Origin of the sequence: Dyadobacter subterraneus (assembly GCF_015221875.1) — a bacterium.
Taxonomy (GTDB): Bacteria; Bacteroidota; Bacteroidia; order Cytophagales; family Spirosomataceae; genus Dyadobacter; species Dyadobacter subterraneus.
In genome coordinates this window covers 5,870,284-5,890,039 of record NZ_JACYGY010000001.1, presented here as the reverse complement: position 1 = coordinate 5,890,039, position 19,756 = coordinate 5,870,284, and the positions used below count along the sequence as shown (strand labels likewise).

14 protein-coding genes are annotated in these 19,756 nt (G+C 37.0%); 5 read left to right on the top strand and 9 right to left on the bottom strand.

Annotated elements, in window-relative coordinates; translation table 11 throughout:
• Nucleotides 1–176: 176 nt before the first annotated feature.
• The 3 genes from IEE83_RS24520 to IEE83_RS24515 all read right to left on the bottom strand — a co-directional run bounded on the left by IEE83_RS24520 (nt 177) and on the right by IEE83_RS24515 (nt 3,652).
• Nucleotides 177–2,675, bottom strand: coding sequence for a T9SS type A sorting domain-containing protein (locus IEE83_RS24520; protein WP_194123114.1), 2,499 nt, complete (start codon nt 2,673–2,675; stop codon nt 177–179).
• Between the two features lie 162 nt (nt 2,676–2,837).
• Nucleotides 2,838–2,996 (bottom strand): hypothetical protein, encoded by a 159-nt coding sequence (locus IEE83_RS33055; protein ID WP_228101957.1) that lies wholly within the window; start codon nt 2,994–2,996, stop codon nt 2,838–2,840.
• Entirely contained in the window at nt 2,993–3,652 is a 660-nt protein-coding gene (locus tag IEE83_RS24515; protein ID WP_194123113.1) for a hypothetical protein, read from the bottom strand. The genes IEE83_RS33055 and IEE83_RS24515 overlap by 4 nt, the downstream gene beginning before the upstream one ends.
• Nucleotides 3,653–4,344: 692 nt before the next feature.
• Here IEE83_RS24515 and IEE83_RS24510 point away from each other — a divergent pair.
• Nucleotides 4,345–5,577 carry a sensor histidine kinase gene (locus tag IEE83_RS24510; RefSeq protein ID WP_194123112.1) on the top strand — a complete coding sequence of 411 codons (1,233 nt, stop codon included), beginning with the start codon at nt 4,345–4,347 and terminating at the stop codon, nt 5,575–5,577.
• A 17-nt stretch (nt 5,578–5,594) separates the two neighbouring features.
• Nucleotides 5,595–6,230, top strand: a complete 636-nt coding sequence (locus tag IEE83_RS24505; protein WP_194123111.1) for a response regulator transcription factor — start codon at nt 5,595–5,597, stop codon at nt 6,228–6,230.
• Between the two features lie 53 nt (nt 6,231–6,283).
• On the opposite strand, the gene acpP is transcribed toward IEE83_RS24505, so the two are convergent.
• Entirely contained in the window at nt 6,284–6,517 is a 234-nt protein-coding gene (acpP, locus tag IEE83_RS24500) for an acyl carrier protein (RefSeq protein WP_194123110.1), read from the bottom strand.
• A 551-nt stretch (nt 6,518–7,068) separates the two neighbouring features.
• On the opposite strand from acpP, the gene porU2 (IEE83_RS24495) reads away from it, so the two are divergent.
• The 3 genes from porU2 (IEE83_RS24495) (at nt 7,069) to IEE83_RS24485 (ending at nt 14,120) form a co-directional block, all read left to right on the top strand.
• Nucleotides 7,069–10,008 (top strand): putative type IX secretion system sortase PorU2, encoded by a 2,940-nt coding sequence (gene porU2 / locus IEE83_RS24495; protein WP_194123109.1) that lies wholly within the window; start codon nt 7,069–7,071, stop codon nt 10,006–10,008.
• Between the two features lie 85 nt (nt 10,009–10,093).
• The gene (gene porU2 / locus IEE83_RS24490) at nt 10,094–13,480 is read left to right on the top strand and encodes a putative type IX secretion system sortase PorU2 (protein WP_194123108.1); all 3,387 of its coding nucleotides are present in this window, start codon (nt 10,094–10,096) and stop codon (nt 13,478–13,480) included.
• Nucleotides 13,481–13,520: 40 nt separating this feature from the next.
• The gene (locus IEE83_RS24485; RefSeq protein ID WP_194123107.1) at nt 13,521–14,120 is read left to right on the top strand and encodes a 2OG-Fe(II) oxygenase; all 600 of its coding nucleotides are present in this window, start codon (nt 13,521–13,523) and stop codon (nt 14,118–14,120) included.
• Nucleotides 14,121–14,155: 35 nt separating this feature from the next.
• On the opposite strand, the gene IEE83_RS24480 is transcribed toward IEE83_RS24485, so the two are convergent.
• The 5 genes from IEE83_RS24480 to IEE83_RS24460 form a co-directional block, all read right to left on the bottom strand.
• Nucleotides 14,156–16,048, bottom strand: coding sequence for an asparagine synthase-related protein (locus IEE83_RS24480; protein ID WP_194123106.1), 1,893 nt, complete (start codon nt 16,046–16,048; stop codon nt 14,156–14,158).
• 17 nt (nt 16,049–16,065) lie between these two features.
• Entirely contained in the window at nt 16,066–16,200 is a 135-nt protein-coding gene (locus IEE83_RS24475) for a lasso RiPP family leader peptide-containing protein (RefSeq protein WP_194123105.1), read from the bottom strand.
• A gap of 134 nt (nt 16,201–16,334) precedes the next feature.
• On the bottom strand, nt 16,335–17,069 hold the full coding sequence (locus tag IEE83_RS24470) for a hypothetical protein (RefSeq protein ID WP_194123104.1): 735 nt from the start codon (nt 17,067–17,069) through the stop codon (nt 16,335–16,337).
• 146 nt (nt 17,070–17,215) lie between these two features.
• Nucleotides 17,216–17,854: a uridine kinase family protein gene (locus tag IEE83_RS24465; protein ID WP_194123103.1), complete on the bottom strand. Its 639-nt coding sequence runs from the start codon at nt 17,852–17,854 to the stop codon at nt 17,216–17,218.
• 75 nt (nt 17,855–17,929) lie between these two features.
• A complete protein-coding gene (locus tag IEE83_RS24460; protein WP_194123102.1) occupies nt 17,930–19,738 on the bottom strand; it encodes a PorZ beta-propeller-like domain-containing protein in 1,809 nt (602 codons plus the stop codon).
• Nucleotides 19,739–19,756: the final 18 nt, after the last annotated feature.

The following is a 19,756-nucleotide window of genomic DNA, read 5'->3' as shown; positions in this document are numbered from 1 at the left end:
AATGTAAAAGTTCTTATTATCGATCAATAAAAACCTTGCTTCGTACTATTATTTGAGCTTAATGGGAGATGGTATATTTTATTCAATCAATAAATAAAAAATGTTGCCAGAACGAATTCGGCAACATTTTTTATTTTCCAATAATTTAAGTAACCAGATATGTACCAGATTGTTACTTACTTTTTGACAATTTTCAAACCTTCATTATTGACCCGGATTATATACAGTCCGGAAGGAAATTTACTCATATCCAGCTGTAAGGAATTCTTATTCACCATGTTGGATTGTAATTTTATCCCAAATGAATTTATAATTTCAACTGAGTTTATTTCAATTTCAGATTGAATACTAAGTTGATCGGAAACCGGATTTGGGAAAATTCTGACAGACGATTCGGTACTTATTTTTACACTGATAACACGACTGTAATGGTAAGAATCGTCCAGATCAACCTGTTTCAGGCGGTAATAATAGATGCCTGACGGCAATGAATTGTCCTGATGATTGTAATGTTCAGTTGTTGCTGAATTCCCGGCGGCAAATTGTTTTGCAATAGTCTGAAAATGAATTGCATCTGTGCTCCTTTCAACTTCAAAATACGCTGAATTAGTTTCAGCACTAGTTTCCCAGTCCAGGACCGCTGTTGAGCCGTTCGGATTTCCTTTAAAATATGTCAAAGTAACGGGTAAAGGGGTGCTGGTAGTGCCCAGGAAAAATCCTCCTGTACTTGTCATATCAAAACTGACTTCCCAACTATTTAGAGTCGAATTCCAGTTTACCGATGCCGGTGTTATCTGAGTACGGTTACCATTGTAGCTATTTTGAGCAGCCGTATTTCCGGAAGATGTTCCGCTGAACTGAATTACACGCAAATTGTTTTTTCCGCTTTGATCCGAGGGAGTGCTGGGAATATCGACACTGCTAACGGAGTTAAATGCGTCAAAGTCATTTTGGGTGAAAAATAATGTTATCCGGGCAAGAGGATTACTATTGGTAGTACTTAATTTGATATCAAAATGTCTTTGCACGTAAGGAGAATTTTGATAGGATTGAACGGAACCGTCTATATACGCTTTTGCTGTCAGGGTTTGATTAATAATAGAGGAATTTTCAGCAGGTGTGATTTTAGCTATAATCTTGCAATCGTTTACAAGAAGATTGTTGACAGAGTTCGTGATCATTTGTTGGCTAACATCCAGATTTCCTGCAATAGAAGCAGGTGTACTGCTAAGCGGGACCCTGATTTTTGCGGACAAAATAACATTGTTAAATGCATCTGTGGCTTTTAGCTGATAGTCACCATCGCCGATTGTCCACTGGCGGCTATTTGCAACACTGGTATTGCAATTATTACCCGAAATCCAGTCGTATGTTTTCAGACCATCTGGTGCCTGGAAAACAACGTTTGCAGTTTCTGTCCTTAAAACTGAAACATTTGGCGGTGGGGTAGCAGGATATGGTGTAGAGTTTTTGAAAAAATCATCATTCAATTTCTCCCTCCACCATCCGGCTAAATGTAAAAGTCCGTTACCGGTAAAATGAACCTGATCGCTATTTCTGTAATTAATATCATAGAAAGCATCCGTTTCGGGTCCGGGAAATACATTAGCCATTTTATAATTTAAATCATTACCATGGCTTCCCAAACCAATAACGTCATTTTGCGCGTCGATAACAGGCTGCCAGGTTCGGGTTGCGCCATCTACATTGAAGCGGGAGGCTCTTGATACCACCCAGGCCAGGTTGTCTTTTCCGGATAAATCCCGGGTAGCCTTAATCACCTCCCGGATATCGGATAAATAATCTTCCCGGGTACGGCTTACCATATTATCAGTTTCTCCCTGATGCCACAGAATTGCGCGTACACCCAGCTGTGCTATGTAGTTATTCAGTGTAATTCTTATATGTCCGAACGGTAGTCCCGCAGGAAATTGAAAACCAAAATCACTGGTTGTTGTACCGTTTACTGGAATGGATTCTTTCCAGTTTCTAACTCCCGTACTCGACCAGCCGGCATTAAAAATCATAACAGGAACCTGAAGTTTTTTTACCAGGCTATCTCCAAATGCACCCCAGCACCAGGCATAATTTCCAAATGGGGACGTTTTGGTGATATCATCAAGGTGGACAAATTCCGGGCAAGGCAAATGGATTGCGGAATACGGAGCAATGGATGGTGAATTTTGGGCATTGTAATTTTGAAAATTGACACTGTTCACACGGTCGTCGGTAGCGCCTGGACCATTTGCGTTATTATCTCCACCCGTGGCATTGGATTGGCCGGCTACTACAAAAACTTCACCTATACCAACACGTTCAACTGTTGTTGTGACTGTTACCGCATTATCCACGATAATCCTGACTTCCAATTTATACCATCCACCGGTGACGGACACGGAACCGTAAAAATTACCGCTTCGAGGATTTTCCTGAACCGTTGCCCAGCCGCCGCCAGCGGGAGCCGCTGTGCCTTGCCCTGTTTCTCTTGGAACAAAACGTGCTTCGATCCGATCCGCGCAGCCTGCAAAATAGCCTGCAATAACCACTGAAGCCTGGTTCGAATTATCACGTTGAAAAACAATCCGGTTGGCAGGATAAGTTACTGTGACTTGCGCAGTACAAATTGCGGGAAATAGGATTAAATAAATAAAAATTTGTAGAGGTAATTTTCCCATAGTGTGTATTTCTGAATTTAGATTATGGAGGAGGATAAAACTGAAATATTCTAAATAATAAATTTTAGGACAAAACTAAGAGGCTTTAATCCAATTAAAAAATATGGAAGCCTCAACTTATTTAACGGACAAATAGCCAGCGTAATCGTTGTCGCCAAAAGGCTACTTATATGAAGTCAAAATAGGGTTTGTCATGGAAGGAAAAGAAGTGCAGCCCTTTTCCATCACATTGGCATGACCATAACCGCCTGATGAGACTGCAACATTGAGAATATCCGAGTATGGTCCCGGACAAACAATCAGGTTCGGGCTGTCGGTCAAAGATTGTGACAGCTGGGCAAACCTGCCTGGCTCAGTTTGGCTATACCTTTAAGAATGTAAATCCTGTTTTGGTAATTGTTTATCAGATTTACGACGTTGGTAAGGGAATTTGCACCCAGAAATATTTTTCCGTTTTTTGAATCCAGTAATAAGGTTCCAATATCGGTCGTGCCATTATTTATAAATATGGATTTTTTGCCGCCAAAGTTAAACTGGGCGGAACCCCAGTTCATTCTTGAATCTGCCCCGTTATTGGCTATACAATTATTCGAATGCAGTAATGAAACATTTCCTGTAAATGTAACTGATCCATAATTTATCAGGGACGAGTTTCCATTGAATTCAAGGGGTGGGAGCGTGGCAGCTGCTTTTTTGGCTACAAGAATATTGCCTTTTAAAACAGTCAGCTTTTTAATTTTTACTTTTCCGGTAATCACTAATGTACCTCCGTCGATAACGAGATTTGTCAGAATTCCGTTACCCGAAAAACACCTGATCTGACCTTTGGTAAGTGTTGTATTATCAGAAACTGGCTCGATTTCTTTTTCAGATAAATTGACCGAGGGCAACTTCAAATGTTGGGAAATACTGGAAAAAGGGAGTAAAAAGCAGGAAATTAAGAGAAGTATTTTACTTCTGGTATACAGGAATTTCATAACCGATGTATTGGAGGGGTGATATAAAAAACAGTAAAGAGAACTTTATGAAATTTTATTGATCAACAGGTCTGACATCCGGTATTGATAAAAATGTTGTCTGGAAAATAGAGTTAGCCAGCAAGAAAGAAAATGGACTGAACTTGAAAAATTGTTTTATTTTTAAAGTGCTGCCGGATAAATAAAATCTTCCTGAAGATTTAGAAAGATTTACAAAAGTGAAGTTGTAAAATGGTTTCATTATTTTTTGAGTAAGGAGGGTATATAAATCTTCGTAAAAATACATTTTGATTTCATCATATGCAATGAAAATCAAAATGTTATAGTATGTGCATAGCTGGATATAGGCGGTAATAAATTGGTGTTCCCGTTTGTGTCAGGATTGGTTGGAGCTGGCAGCTTTTACACTGCCAGCGGTAATTATATGCCTTATTTTGCAAGGCTGATAGAGGAGGATTTCTCTGTTGAAAACAATACCCGGATGATACCAAAAATTTTGTTGATATATTAAGCAGGATTGTCATTTAGAATTTATGCCAAGCAGTTTATTTTTGCCTGCTTTGCGATACCAAAATTAGGCGCATAATTTACGCGAATCAATCACCCAGATTGGGGGATTTTGTAGTACTACTTATATAAAAACGATAAATTGAGATGAAGCTGTTTAATTTTACTGTGTCGATACTATTCGCATGATACATGAAAAGCTGATTAATTATTTTTTGACACCTGAGCTGCGAAACAAATTGCATCCGGAGTATGACGAAGTACGTACCATCGTAAGTGGAACTATTGTAGCCACGACTTTGCTGCTGATACTGCCGATTCCGCTGTTTTTTTTTCCGCCACCGCTTATTGGGTATTATGGATTGGCAGGTCTTGGCATTTGTATTCTGTTTTCTTTAAAATACTATGGGATCTACTGGCCTCCGTTAATTCTTTTAATGCTAAGCAGTTATTGGGTTATCGTAAATGATACGCTGGAAACAGGTGCCATTGATTCGCCGGCTGTCACGACACTCTATCTGCTCTTGCTCACCGGATTCTGGTTTAACAGGAGGCTCGGGCTTTTTATGATTTGTTTTAATATTCTGGCAATCATTTTTATTTTTTATTCCATTCAGGAACCTACCGAGCAAAACCTTTATGCGGTGGTTTCTCATATAGTCCTCACCATTTTTTTTGGTGTTTTTTTCTGGTTTGTACAGGAGCAGCACGACGCTGCACGTTTGCAGATCAGGGAGCAGCAGCACATCAGGATAGATCTGCTGGACAGAGCAGTAAAAGACCGGACACAGCAATTGTCAACAATGAGACAAAACCTGGCCAGTGATTTTCATGATGAAACCGGAAATATGTTGTCAGCAATTACCCGGCAGGCTGCTATTTTGAAATTGAAATTAAAGGATCAGCCGACAGTCCTTGCGGTCGTTGATAATATTATCATGAACAGTGATCAGCTTTATGCTTCCAGCCGTGATTTTCTTTGGAGTGTTAATAATAATAGTGATGATCCTCAGGAGCTTTTTGCTTACCTGACCTCGTTTGGACAAGTTTTTTATAACCAGTTTGATATTGCATTTTCCGCCAAGTCAGCCATATATACAGTAGTTGAGTCGGTTCAGTTACAGGCATTTGCGTCACGTCATATTATTTTTATTTTTAAGGAAGCGATGACAAATGTAGCTAAACATTCCGGAGCCAGAGAAGTGTTTTTAGAAATGGCTGTTTTTCAGGATCATGTTTCTATTTCCTTGCAGGATGATGGTTCTTGGAAAGAGCCCCAGGAAGGACAGCCGCATAACGGGCTCCATAATATGGAAAAGAGAAGCAGAGAAAATGATTTCAGATTTAAGGTGTACGGGAGCTCGCAGGGAACCAGGCTGCAAATTGAAGCTCCTGTGCATTTCACTATAGTAGAGTAAGGATAGAATAGGACGTTATGAAGAAAAGGATAATAATTGTTGAGGATAATATTTCTATCCGTGAAGGTTTCCGGGCGGTTTTGGATACGATTGAAAAGTACGAAGTAATGAATTTGTACAGCAATGCTGAGGACGCGCTAGAAAATCTGGATCAGGACCTTCCCGATATTGTTTTGATGGATATAGAACTTCCGGGATTGGATGGCATTGCTGGTACAACCAGGATTAAAAAGCAATATCCGGATTGTATTGTTTTGATTATCACAGTATTAGAAGATAGTGAAAAAGTTTTTCGTTCTCTTTGTGCAGGTGCCGGCGGCTATATAGTTAAGAATTCCAATATCTCGGAAATTGTCCAGAACATAGATGAGGCGCTTGCTGGCGGAGCACCAATGAGCTTGTCAATTGCAAGAATGGTTGTGCAGTCTTTCCAGCAACAACAGAATTCGCCGTTGACAGAACGTGAAACAGAAGTATTACAAAGTATTGCAGAAGGGAAAAGCTATTCAAAAATAGCGCTGGACTTATATGTAAGTAAGGAAACGATAAGAAGTCACATCAAAAATATTTACCGGAAACTTGAAGTATCCAGCAAGGCGGATGCCATAAAAGTAGCAAATTCTAACAAATGGGTAACCGGAAGAACGTTGTAAGCCGATATTGGGATCAAATATAATACCGGCTCACGAATGTAGAGTTTTGTTGATCAGGCCGGAATTGCCTGGCGCTCTTCTAGATATTCAACCAGACTTTTCACAGTCACAATCTTTGAATAATCTTCATCAGGAATAGCAATATTGAATTCCTGTTCAAGCTGCATCATCAGATCCACCGTATCAAGGCTGTCAAAACCAAGATCCTTCATGAAATTTGCATCGTCAGACACCGCACTTTTATCAACGCCGAAGTTGTTCAAAATTTTAATAATACGTTCTTTCATGCTTTGGCTAATATAAGATTTACAATTTTTTTAATTTTTCTATTTCGGGATAAACGAAAATTACGTAGAAATAGTACCATTAAATAATGCAAAACGTTCCGCTCTTAACATATATTTTCTATTTGTCTCATTATTAAATTGTTATATTATATTAAAATATTTTAATTTGGTTTTAATGTTGAGGGTAGAAATTGGATTAATACTGTTGTATCGATATTGCTTGTTGCTCTTGGTGCCAAGGTTAAAATGTAATTATTAGATGGTTAATCCCCTGAAAAGAATAACGTCCATACGGGTTACCTTATAATTAAAATTCGTCTTACTATAAATCGGCATTCATTTATGATATCATTACATCAAACGTATATACTGATTTGGCCGTATTGTTAATTTATAATTTGTAGAGATGTTGAAGTTGTCGTAATTTCGAATTTATTTTACTATGAATTGGGATAACACTTTATACAGTAGTATATTAGTAAGTTATAATTATTCATGATAATAATAAATTTAGTTAAATAAAATATCGTAACTATAATCTAATTTGCACTATGCACAAAAAATTTACTTTACACGTAAGCACCGTATTTCGAATAGCAGCAATTGCCTTTTTGGGTGTGATGCTGGGAATACTGGAGACTAAGGCTCAAACAAAATGGAGCGGGGTTTATGGAAATGAATGGTTGGCTGGAAAGTATGGACAAACTTGGCTTAAGATTGGGGTTATTCAAAATGGAATTCAAAAAGTATTGTTGCCAGCAGCTTTTCAAAATAAGTCGGGCCAGTTACATCTATATCATCGCGGAAAAGAGGTGGCATTGACAAGTGCAACTGCAACGGAAATCGAATTTTATGGAATTGTAAATGACGGTGCATCCGACGCTTTGTTGTATCGTCCATATACTGGTACAAAGGCTAATCCTTATTATAGCTGGTATTCAGATGAAAGTTCGTATTTTCTGACATTTTCAGATTCTCCTGCCAATATTGCAGTAACGCAAGGTAACATCGCTACATCCGGGACACCAGAACCTTATCATCTTCAAGAGGATTTAAAACTTTACACAAATTCTGATACGTATGATGGTTCGCAAAATATCGTACTTCATGCATTAGATCAGAGTTATTTAATTGAAGGAAAAGGTAGGTCTAGTCAGGCATTCTATCGTCGAAACAGCGCTACGCCTGGCGGAAATCCGATTTTCGGTTATGGATTTCAATTGAAAAATTTAGCCGTAGATCCTGCAAGATCTCCCGTTGTTGAACTTTTACTTAATGGAAGAACGTATAGTAATAATATTATTAAAGCATCAGTCGGAAAAACATCTGGTTCATTGAGTGCTTATCCGCAACTTATCCAGTTTTCAGATTTCATCCCTTTTAAAACACAATATTCTATTACTCCTGGTATTGATGTCGATGCGAATGGTAATGGATATTTGCAATTGGAATCTACACAGATTACGGATCAAAGTTCGTCAACCGGTGTTTTTTCAGTTACATATTTGAAATTAATTTATCCTCAATCTTTTGATATGTCTGGGGTCAATTCCATGACATTTAATTTGCTGCCCACAACAAATGAGTCCAGTAATGTTAGCATTACAAATGCACCTTCAAATGCTAAGGTGTATGATGTTTCTGACCCGGATTCACCGAGAATTATTTCTGGTAATTATGTTGGGACTACATTGAATTTAATGGTGCAAAGAGTTAGTAACACTGAATTAAATCTGTTAGTAACAAATGAGGCAATCGCAAATACTAGATTTACTAGCGGAGCCTTGACAACTTTCACCAATTATGATCCTGCCGGAAGTGACTACCTGGTTATAACAAATGAAACACTATTTAATGCTGCTTCAGATTATGTTTCTTATCGTGGAACAACTGCTGGTGGTAGTTACAAAACCGTGCTAGTCAAAATAAAAGACATTTACAACCAGTTTAATTATGGAGAACCTAGTCCAGTTGCGATAAGAAGATTTGTTGATTATATGGTTCGCCGCGCTCCACGTGCAAAGCATAATTTACTTCTGATTGGTCCTTCGACAACTTTATCTGGTAAACTAGTATTAAACCGTGAATTAAATGAGGACGTGCCAACAATCGGATTTCCCGGATCGGATGTCCTACTTGTTGAAGGCCTTGCGGATGGAACGGCAGAGGTGCCTGCAATTCCAGTTGGAAGAATCTCTGCGACTACTAGTGGTCAGGTAAACAATTATCTTGACAAGGTGAAAACATATGAGTCACAACTTCAACAGGCAACCAGGAAGAAAATTATGCATATTAACGGAGGCCTTTATGATGGCGAAACCTCCAAATTTGCAGGTTATCTTAATGATTACGTGCCCCTTGTTACCGGAACTGCGTTTAAAGGAACAGTAACTGCGAAAGTTAAAGGAGCTACGGACTTTGCCTATCCATCAAACGCTTTAAATATTGCGGATGATGTAAATGGAGGTTTTGGAATGATGACTTATTTTGGACATGGATCATCCCATTACACGGATTATGATATAGGATATGTTACCGATCCTGCAAGAGGTTATACCAACGAGGGGAAATATCCTATCATGTATTTCAACGGATGCGGTGTAGGAAATATTTTTAATGGAGGATTTTCCCCTTTTCCAACAGCGACATTGGCAGACCAGATACCACTTAGTTCAGATTGGTTGCTTGCCAGCAAAAAAGGGTCTGTGGCGATTATTGGAAATAGTTATTATGCCTTCGAAAGTTCTTCAGAGAATTATTTGGGTAAATTATATCAGGGAATATTTAAAAGTGATGCAGAAAGACAAACAATAGGTCTGATTCATAAAGCAACAGCGAAATTAGTAATAGATGGTGGTGCAAGTGACTATGACGTGGCGAATAACCATCAATCATTATTATTTGGAGATCCTGCTTTGAAAGTCCTTAGTTTATCTAGTCCATTACCTGTTGATCTTGTATTGTTCGAGGCGAAATTAATTGGAATTGAAAAAGTGCAATTAAACTGGAAAACTGCCTGGGAAAAAAACAATAGTCACTTCTTGGTCCAACGTAGTTATAATGCTAAGAATTTTGAGGTTATCGGTATGGTTGAAGGAAAAGGTGACACAAATTCTGAAAGTTCATACACTTTCATAGACAATAGCCCAAATGCAGGAGATAATTATTACAGGCTGGTACAAGTTGATATTTCAGGTAATACTGGTTCTGTAAGCGGGGATGATACATATTCAAGAATTGTATCAATCAAGATTCCTAACACAAGTCAAGTAGTTCTTCAACCTAATCCCACCCCCGATAAATTCGTTATTAAATTACAAACTAATGTTGAGATTAAATTTTGGAATTTAATCAACATTCAAGGACGTTCTCTAAAAGTTAATGGCTCTGGTAGTGAAGTTGACTTGGCCAATTATCCTGCAGGAGAATATATTATTGAATTGCATACTGAAAACGGGGATGTTTACAGAAAGAAGGTAGTGAAATTTTAGTGACGTTTTTGTAAATAATAAATACGCTCGGGTTATGTTTTAAGCGTAACCCGATTGTTTTCGTAAGGATTACTTTTATTCGACTATGTACAGCAGACAAACTCTTTTTTATGCCTTTCTCATGCTAATATCAATCTTCTCTTTTAGCGAAGAAGTATGTGCACAGACGCCCTGGAGTGGTAAATATGGAAATGAATGGCTATCTGATAAATACGGAAATGAATGGGTTAAAATAGGAGTAAATCAAAGTGGTATTCTTAACGTAAAATTACCTTCTTCATTTCAAAATAGAGTTGGACAGCTTCATCTATATCATCGAGGTGTTGAAGTAGCGTTAACAAATGTAAGCGCAACTGAAATTGAATTTTATGGAGTTCTGAATGATGGTGCAAGTGACGCTCTCTTATACAGGCCGTATACGGGTGTTCGATCTAATCCATATTATAGTTTGTATTCAGATGAAAGTTCTTACTTTTTAACCTACTCACCGGCAACAACAAAAATGGCGGTGAATCAGGAAAAGTTAGCTGTTTCAGGAACACCTGAATTATACCATCTCCAAAAGGAAGTTAAAGTTTATACAGAAAGTGACACCTATGACGGATCTCAGAACCTTGTGTTTCATGCATTAGATCAAAGCTACATGGTTGAAGGTAAATCCAGATCAAGCAAAGCATATTATAAAAGAACTGGCGATAATCCAAGTGGAAATCCCATTTATAACTTTCAGTTTCAGTTAAAAAATCTTGTGGCTGTTCAGGTCCAACAGCCAATGATTGAAATATTATTAAATGGTAGGACTTTCGCTACTAATAAAATTAAAGCATCAATTGGAAAGACATTAACTTCTTTAGCTAATTATTCAAGTCTAATAGAATTTGCGGATTTTATCCCTTTAAAAAAACAATTCTTTGTCAATTCGAAGTCAGATATTGATGAAAGCGGACAAGGTTTTTTTCAGTTAGAATCCGTACAAGTTACAGATCAAAGTGCTACAACCGGAATATATTCCGTTACCTATACGAAGCTGGAATATCCGCAAAGTTTTAATATGAGTGGGGTAAGCTCGGCTAAATTTAATCTTGTACCTACACCAAACTCCGTAAGTAATGTTAGTATTACAAATTCTCCGGTTGATGCTAAAATTTACGACATTACAGATCCTGATAATCCAAGAATTTTGTCAGGTTCGTACACGGGAACTACACTAAATGTAATGATTTCAAGAAAGGTTAATCAGGAATTAAATCTATTAGTGACAAGTAATGTGATTTCTATTGCTGTTGATAAAGTATCCTCAATTTCCTTTAAGAAATTTGATCCGGCAACAAATGATTACCTTATCGTTACGAATGAAGCATTATATAGTGCGGCAAATGAGTATTCGAACTATCGTAAATCTTCGATTGGTGGTGAATACAAAACTCTGCTTGTGAAGATTAAGGACATATACAATCAATTTAATTATGGAGAACCAAGTCCCGTTGCACTTCGCCGATTTACAGATTATATGATTCATAACGCTCCAAGGAGCAAACATAACCTACTTTTAATAGGTACATCAACGACAATTTCAACTAAGTTAACATTGAATAGAGAAATACCGGAAGATGTACCAACTATTGGATTTCCAGGTTCGGATATCTTATTGGTTGAAGGGCTAAATGGTAAAACCACTGCGGATATTCCTACAATTCCAATAGGGAGGATTAATGCAACGAATCCTGAACAAGTATTGAACTATCTTAGTAAAGTCATTTACTACGATCAAACAAAAACTTCGTACTCCTGGAAGAAAAAAATATTACATTTAAATGGTGGGAAATCTGCTACTGAAATTACTGAATTTAAAGATTTTCTTGCAGCACTTGCACCAATTGTGGAGACAGGCGAGGTTGGTGGTAAAGTTAAGGCAATTGTTAAACAAAGTACGATTGAAGTTGAAAAGGCAAATATCTCTTCTGATGTCAATGATGGTGTTGGAATGATCTCTTATATGGGGCATGGTGATCCAACCGTAACGGATTTTGATATGGGCTATATGTCTGATGCAGCTAATGCTTACCAAAATTTTGGAAAGTATCCACTTATGTACTTCAATGGCTGTGGAGTAGGCAATATTTTTAATGGTAGAAACAACCCAAGTCCAACAGCCTCAGATAGGCTTCCACAATCATCGGATTGGATTAATAGTAGTAATAAAGGTTCTATTGCCGTTATAGCTAATTCATATTATAGCTTTCAGGCATCCTCATCCAGATATTTAAAGGAATTGTATAATCTTATTTTTGGAAGTACCGGAGATACTAATCTTACAATTGGTCAGATACAAAGAGCAGTTGGAGCCTCAATTAAATCGCAAACTTATAGCGACTACGATATTGCTAATATTCATCAATCTCTTTTGCAAGGAGATCCGGCGTTAGTCTTAATAAAAGTAGATGAGCCAGATTATACCGTGAGTACTGAAAGTGCAATACGTCTTTATTCTGAATCCCCTGAGAAGACAATTGCCAAGTCGAAAACGTTACGAACAGAGGTGGTAGTTTCAAATGGAGGTAAGTATAGTAGCCATGAGATGATACCAGTGCGAATCAATTATTTTTTCGCAGACGGTACATCAAGTTTTGTAAATGTTTCAATTCCTGCAGTGGCTTTTGAAGACACGTTATTTTTTACGTTTGACAATAAGAAGGCATTAAATAAAATTACTTTTTCGATTGATCCTGAAAATAAAATAAAAGAGTTAAATGAAGATAATAATTATTCGGAATTATTAATAGAATGGGATAGAGCGGAGGATGTAAATCTGTACCCAAGTGAAAATCTAAAAGATATTGTGCCGCCTCAGATAAGTGTTACGATTAATAATGAACGAATCAAAAACGATGCTATTGTTTCTCCCAATCCTCAAATAGGTATTCAAATCCTGGATAACCGAGCATTATCGGCAGACACAACCTTAGTGGATGTGTACATGAAGGGTTGTAGCGATAACAGCTGTGATTTTGAACGACTATCTTATAAGTTAAACAATATAAAAGTTATTACTAGTGAGGACGGAAGTTTAAGTCTTACTTATTCATCAAAAGATCTGTTGGCTGGTTATTATGAGTTATTAGTTTCTGCAAAAGATCTTGCAGGGAATGTGACAGTTCAGTCATTAACATTGCGCTTCCAAGTTTCTGAATCAGTTTCAAATGATATGAATATTGTCGCTTCGCCAAATCCTGCTTCGGACTACTTACATTTCGAAATGTCTGGTGGTGATAAATCGTATAGCTCGCTTAGGACAGTAATATACGATATCAATGGAAATATACTAAGTACACAAGATGTTAAGCCTGAATTGAGAAATTGGTACTGGATTCCGACGAATCAAAATTCTGGTCTCTATATATATAAGATTTTTATGACTGATAGCACAGGACAGGAAAATACAATTTCCGGGAAAGTAGCTTTGTCGCGCTAAGGATATCTTATTAATCTTTGTACCTCTCTCCAATAACCTTATGGGTAAATTATTAAACTATCACCGTTTCGAAAATTTTCTTGAGCCTGTTCTGGCTCAGGGTTTACTTGAATATTCAACACGCAATTATAGTAATTTTAAAGAGGCTACTGTTCATAAAGGAGCTATGAACGTGATTAATAAAGAATATAGACGAAGTCTTGTTTACAGAGATCTCGGTGAATTTAAGGAACAAATCATATCCCAAATTACAGACTTATTACCTGAGATTTTCGATAAGCTGAAGATAAATCCATTTGTAATCAATGCGTTTGAAACAGAAATAGCAGCACATGGGGATGGTGCATTTTTTAGCGAGCATATTGACACATTCACTGGCAACGAAGATCGGCAAAAGGCGAGAGCAATCAGTGTAGTTTATTACTTTTTTACGGAGCCAAAACAATTTGAGGGAGGGGAATTAAAATTGATTCCGGTTGAATTCATACCCGGTGAGGATGAAGCAGTTTCTCTAACACCGTTACACAATTCATTATTAGTTTTTCCTTCGTTCGCACCTCATGAGGTTTTACCAATCAAATGTCCGAATGTGGAGTTTGCCGATTGGCGTTTTACGGTGAATTGCTGGATTTATAAATAAATTGTTAAAAAATACATTGAGGAAAATTGTTACAGTTAGTTTAAATTAATAAACGATTTGTTTTTAATCTTACTTAGCCAAATTGCGAGATAAATTGTTTTGGATACAAAGTACATTACTCTATTATAAACGTACAACGCTTCTTCATCATCTAACAACAAACTTACGGATTTGTTGAAGTTGTTTCTGTCAACATAGTTCCAAATGTCACTGTCACTATTTAGTAGGTGCAGGCTATCGAAGTACAGTTTCACAATAACACGCCTACCATAGTCACCAAAGTTTGCTTTGGAAGTTCGGTTACGAACTTCTTCCGGTAGAATACCCTTCATTGCTTCACGAAAATGGCCTCGTTGACGTCCATGATCATATTTCAATTCTGATGGAACAGACATGCACAATTCAAAAAGGTCTTTGTCATAGAATGGAAACTTATGCTGGATGCCATAATATTTATCCAGAATAAAGAATTGCTCATTAATTATAATTGATTGAGATGTAAAAACATCATCAACAGTTGAGATATCTTTGTAATTAGCCAAAGATGGCCTTCTAACTGAAGTTGAATCCTGAGGAATCAGGTCTGAATGCTGTAATAAATCCTTTTTTATTATCGAAGACGGAATCCTATATTTATCCTTAATTTTTCGCCATGCGTTTTTATAAAAATAGTGAATGGGTATTTCGAAAAACCGTGATACGTTCAAAACGAGCTTTATTAATTCAATAAAGTTTAGCTTTTTCTTCTTCCGGGCTAATAATGAATATAGTATTTTAAAGCTTGGATTTTCTTCTTGGGCATTTATATTAGACATTAATTGAGAAGGTATGGAAATAGTTTTTTTCAAAACATCCCATTTACCTTCATCAAATAGTTCAGCAATGTAATCCTGGCCATAACCTACGACAGCGTCGCCCGCGTGTCCGCTAAAAAGTACGGTACTTCCTTTGGAAACTGCATTTTGCATAATTTCTCTATTAAGCGCGGAGCCATTGTACATGTATTCTGGCTGTCCATAGAGTGAAACGTGTAAATTAGCAATTTCAAAGCTATTAGTTGCGGGCTTTAAGATGTCATGTGACGATTGAATCTGCTTTGCTACCAGATCGGAATATTGTTGTTCATTTGTTAAAACCGTTTCAGTATCTGCATAAATGGTATGAATTGGTATTTTAGGTTCTAAATGCCGAATCATAGCGCAAATTGATGAAGAATCTAGGCCCCCGCTAAGTTGAGCACTAATAATACAGTTGTCGTTAATATCTCTTTCGACAGATTTTTTAAACAGATTTCTAAATTCATCTCCGAATTCTTCCATCGTCTTGATATTACTCCATTTGTAAGGATCAATATCAATAAATGAACCGATTTCTTTCTTTTTATTTGTTATAATTAATCGTTGACCTGGAAGTACATTGAAGAAATTTTGGAAGAAAGTGGAAGGCGAATAGTTGTTTCCATCAGATAACCAAGTAAGATATTGTACTACCTTGGACTTATTAATTTCGAGATAATCTCTTAGTGAGGGTAAATTTAAAAGTGATGTTAAATTTGATGAAAAAGCAATTAATTTATTTGGGATATGAATGTAAAAAAGTGGACTGATACCAAAAAAATCTCTATGAAGATATATTTCCTGACCATCAACATCACAAATGATCAATGATATCTTGTTAAAGTAATCTTTATACTTCAAGTATGCTATTAAATCATCATAGCATAAAAAATCCAATTGAAAATCATTTTCAATTGGATTTTTTATGCTTATACGTTTGTCTTTATTTAAGACACATATAAGCTGAAAACTTTTTGTGCAACTAATACGGTCAAATTTTAAATATCCGTTAGGGAAGGAAATTAGCCCCAAACCACTTTGCCCATACTTTTCATTTGATATATTATCAACAGAAAAGTAGCCGTAGAACATATGCCCAAGAAAATTACTTATACCTGACCACCACTTTCTAAGTCGTTGCTGCCAGGCTTTACGCCTTTTGTCAATTTAGCAACATTACCTTTTTTTACCAAAACAGGTTTTTTGTACGATTTTTTCGTCTGTGTAGAGTGCAATCTAGTCATTTGAGTGTTGTTTTAATGTGTTTACGTTATATCCGATGTAAAATTAATAGGATTTTTTTAATTTGCAAATCTGAAAATGAAAAGAACACTTAATTAGATTCTGCTGATTTTAAATTTTATGTTAATTATGTCCTTCACATCGGTCCATATTCAATAATCTTCCTCGTCTTTTTAGAACCGGAATCAATGATTCCTTGGCCAATACAAGCCGCAGTCGCCTGGCAATATTCGTAAGAAGTTTGTTCATCATAAATCAGTCCAACGCCAATAGCAAAACGTTTCAGACCAAGATCATAGTCGATTACCGATGTAGTATCTCTTCTTTCTACCAAAGTCAAGGTTTTGTCAAATGATTGGGAATCAAGTTTGAAAGGCTGGTTAATATCTTCGTATTGATAATCTTCCTCGTCCAAAGTATTATACATATTTCCATTCCAGGTGATCTTGCTATCTATTGGAAATACTAAAGGAACCAGACTTTGGTTATCGATATTAAATATTAATTTATCGGGGAACTGGTTGATGCTATATTCTTTTGTTTTTACCCAGTAGTCAGCCGAGGTATTGCGGGATGAACGTGAAACTATATAAGTTGAGCTTCCATCACTGTTGACAGTTACACTGCTGATTTCGTCTTTTTCCTGATAAGCCTTAACAACAGGATTGGCTTGTCCGGAAGAATAAACAGTTTCGTTTACATCATAAATCATATAGTGCCCCACTGTCAAAGGGAAATAATCGTAACTATTTACCGGATCTGTATTGCTATCTTTACAAGACTGAAAGAAAAGTAAAGTAAGAAACAGAAATAAAACTCCGGGAAGTGAATTATAGAATTTTCCGGTTTGATAGTATGTGCTGATTTTCACTTAGATATAATTGTTTATTAGAGGAAATATTTAAAGTTACTTTTGAAATTTGAAAATTATAGTGATAATCACAAACTTACCCGATCTTCAAATAAAAAAATAATTTTGAGACAGAAAATCAATGTAAGTTTCGTACGAATGGAGAATTATTCTCTCTCTTCCAATTTCTTTTTTAAAAAGCCAACCAATACATCCAGTCCGGTATCAAATCTTGTATTGTTGTTGATTATCATATCAGCCTCCGACCTTAGCGGTAAAATATATTTATCATAAGTAGGAGCAACGTGATGTTCCCAGCGGTAAAGTACGTCATCCAGATCATAACCTCTTTCGTTATTATCACGAATAATCCGGCGCTTGATTTTCACATGTTCTTTGGCATCTACGAAAATTTTGAGATCGATAAGACGGGCGATATCCGGGAAATACAACACGAAGATCCCTTCAACAATGATAATTGGGCGAGGCTCAAAAACCAGAATTTCCGGTTTGATCAGCGGATTATTGAATGTATATTCCTTTTGATGAACTTCACGACCTGCACGTAAAACAGCGATATGTTCTGCGAAAAGGTGGTGATCAATTGTTTCCGGAAGGTCAAAATTTTCTACTCCATTTTCATCGCGTGGTATTTCATGAATCGGGCGGTAATAGTTATCCTGTGAAATGCGGCAAACGTCTTCCGGTTTGAAGGAATCAATGAGGCATTTCATAAAAAAAGTTTTGCCCGATGCGCTTCCGCCGGTTATACCAATAATGAAAGGTGGTTTTTCGTGGGGTATCATTTTTTTGTTTTTGATATCTTATCAGTTACAAAGGTAAATTTCTGATTTCGATATTTGTTTATGATCAGGTTGTTTCTAATTAATAACTGCCAGTTTCCCAGCTATTTTCTCACTTCTGTCTGACGACACAATGATAATCAAATAAATTCCTCCCCGGACTCTTTTGCCGGTATAATCATTCAAATTCCAGGATGCTGTGCCGCCTTGTGAACGGGTTTCATAAACAAGCCGGCCGGAAAGATCTGTAAATTTAACAGTTGAATTGTCCATAAGCCCTTTTACCCCAAGAATGCCATCAAAATTCGGTCTGACAGGATTTGGGAAAACGGTTATTGACGATAAATTTTCTTCGGGCGTGGTGGCATCACTTCTATACGAAACCATTCCATTTGGCGTATCAACAAACAGCAATCCGGTTGATCTTTCAAATTTCAAGGCTGATATTTTACTTGATGGTAATGGACTGTCAGCAGCTGTAAATTGTTTTACCAATTCAGTACCATCTGCTGTAAATTGAAATAATCCATTATCCGTTCCAATCCATTTCCGATTACCTGGTTCAACTGTAAGGGCGTTGGATCTTTCACTGGAAAAAAGCTTTCGCTGTCCGTAAATCGGTAATATCGCATCAATGGGTGATCCTGATAAAATATCATCCGGCAAGAAATATCCAACACCACGTTCGCTTGCGAACCAGACATAGCCATCAGTGTCTATTGCCAGACTGTGAATTAAAGAAGATGGCAATCCGCCGCTTCCAACGGACGTGGAAAGTATTCGTTGTTTATTTGTTTTAAGGTTTTTTACGGAAATTCCACCACCAAGATAAGCTGGCAGTCTTGTCCAGGTCAGTCCATTTAAGTCTACTACGGAAGAATCTGTTCTGGGGGCGATGGTTGTATCACCTTCGACAGGACTGTAAGATTTAAATGAGCCGTCTTTATTACTTAACAAACCTTGTTTCATATCTGCACTCCAGAAGTAGGAATTGATACGTAAAGATTCCTGGAGAGTGCTAAAAATCGGATTTTGGTAAACGTCCGTTTTGGTTTGATTTAAAACCAGAATTCGATCTGAAATGGTTACCAGATTATCTTTTTCCGAAAAAGAATAATTCTGACTGGCAGATTCGTAAACTGATTCCCAAATAGAATTTTTTCTTTTATAAATCCCGGCTCCTGCAAATCCTGCGTAAATATTTCCGTTTTGGTACGATACTGATACCGCTTTATACGGAGTTGGAATTGTTTTCCAATTGGCGAAATATTGTTTATTAATTGAAGATCTGAGCGATGTTGCCAGAAGTCCCTGCGATGTTGCTGCAAATAAAGAATCATTAGAAAAAGTGAGATCTGTTACTGAAACTTCCAGTCCGCCAGCTCCGATATAACGGTATGTTTCTTCGATCTCACGAAGTTTTGGATCAAGTTTAATAATGCCAAAATTGGTACTGAGGTATACCTTATTTTCTAGAAAGGATATTTTTGAAATTTGTTTGTTTGCGGGCAAGTCAGTAGCATCAGCCAGAAAAGGCCAGTTTATAATTTGATCTGGTTCAAGATCATCATTGAGGTATAAGAGATCAAGGTTGCCGCTCCGGTAAGCTAAAATAATAAGATTTTCAGTTGAATCATAAGCCATGCTCGATACACCAACTGCACTCAAACCGTTTGCCTTTGAATAATTTGTAATCTGGTTGTTAACCTGGTCAAAACTGAAAAGTCCGTTGTAGGAAGAGCAAAAAATTTTGTTGCGGACTTTAAGAATATGTTTTGCTGAACGATAGCTAAAATGCGATTCCCATGTTCCTAACGGGACATTTTGTGCATAAATAGCAGTTGGCAACAATCCCCAAAGTAAAAGCAGTATAAAGTTGCGCATCATTTCCGCCTTTACTTTGGG

Bases quoted from the DNA above. Each gene is read 5' to 3' on its own strand.
- IEE83_RS24520 (WP_194123114.1), bottom strand. From the start codon at position 2,675: ATGGGAAAATTACCTCTACAAATTTTTATTTATTTAATCCTATTTCCC.
- IEE83_RS24515 (WP_194123113.1), bottom strand. From the start codon at position 3,652: ATGAAATTCCTGTATACCAGAAGTAAAATACTTCTCTTAATTTCCTGC.
- IEE83_RS24510 (WP_194123112.1), top strand. From the start codon at position 4,345: ATGATACATGAAAAGCTGATTAATTATTTTTTGACACCTGAGCTGCGA.
- IEE83_RS24505 (WP_194123111.1), top strand. From the start codon at position 5,595: ATGAAGAAAAGGATAATAATTGTTGAGGATAATATTTCTATCCGTGAA.
- acpP (WP_194123110.1), bottom strand. From the start codon at position 6,517: ATGAAAGAACGTATTATTAAAATTTTGAACAACTTCGGCGTTGATAAA.
- porU2 (WP_194123109.1), top strand. From the start codon at position 7,069: ATGCACAAAAAATTTACTTTACACGTAAGCACCGTATTTCGAATAGCA.
- porU2 (WP_194123108.1), top strand. From the start codon at position 10,094: ATGTACAGCAGACAAACTCTTTTTTATGCCTTTCTCATGCTAATATCA.
- IEE83_RS24485 (WP_194123107.1), top strand. From the start codon at position 13,521: ATGGGTAAATTATTAAACTATCACCGTTTCGAAAATTTTCTTGAGCCT.
- IEE83_RS24480 (WP_194123106.1), bottom strand. From the start codon at position 16,048: ATGTTCTACGGCTACTTTTCTGTTGATAATATATCAAATGAAAAGTAT.
- IEE83_RS24475 (WP_194123105.1), bottom strand. From the start codon at position 16,200: ATGACTAGATTGCACTCTACACAGACGAAAAAATCGTACAAAAAACCT.
- IEE83_RS24465 (WP_194123103.1), bottom strand. From the start codon at position 17,854: ATGATACCCCACGAAAAACCACCTTTCATTATTGGTATAACCGGCGGA.
- IEE83_RS24460 (WP_194123102.1), bottom strand. From the start codon at position 19,738: ATGATGCGCAACTTTATACTGCTTTTACTTTGGGGATTGTTGCCAACT.